1 pseudogene is annotated in these 327 nt (G+C 39.4%); it reads right to left on the bottom strand.

Annotated features, from left to right (window positions below):
• A pseudogene (locus tag AX662_RS10880) lies at nt 1–327 on the bottom strand (muramidase); the annotation flags it as partial.

The raw sequence follows: 327 nt of genomic DNA, 5'->3' as shown, positions 1-327 counted from the left end.
CTGGTACCAATTCGTAAACTTTACCATCAGTTGTTGTGATAGTCTTAGGACGATTGTCTACTACTGTATCGTAGTCTTTATCGACTGGCTGATCTTTTTCATCAACAACTGAAGTCTTGATTGTCTTACCTTCAGTATCTTTATAGTGAACGTGAACGTCACCTTTCACTTCTTTGTAAACGTAAGTGATGATTGAACGTGGTTTTTCAACTTTACCTTTAGTTGGGTCAGATGATTCAAGGTGTCCATCGCCATCAACTTTACCTACTGGATAGTCACCTTTCGGTACGATCTTGTATGTCTTACCGTCTGGAGTCTTGATTGTCT

It is taken from the genome of Streptococcus sp. CCH5-D3 (assembly GCF_001556435.1).
Classification (GTDB): Bacteria; Bacillota; Bacilli; order Lactobacillales; family Streptococcaceae; genus Streptococcus.
The sequence above is the reverse complement of the archived record's forward strand: the minus strand, read 5'-3'. Positions and strand labels throughout refer to the sequence as shown.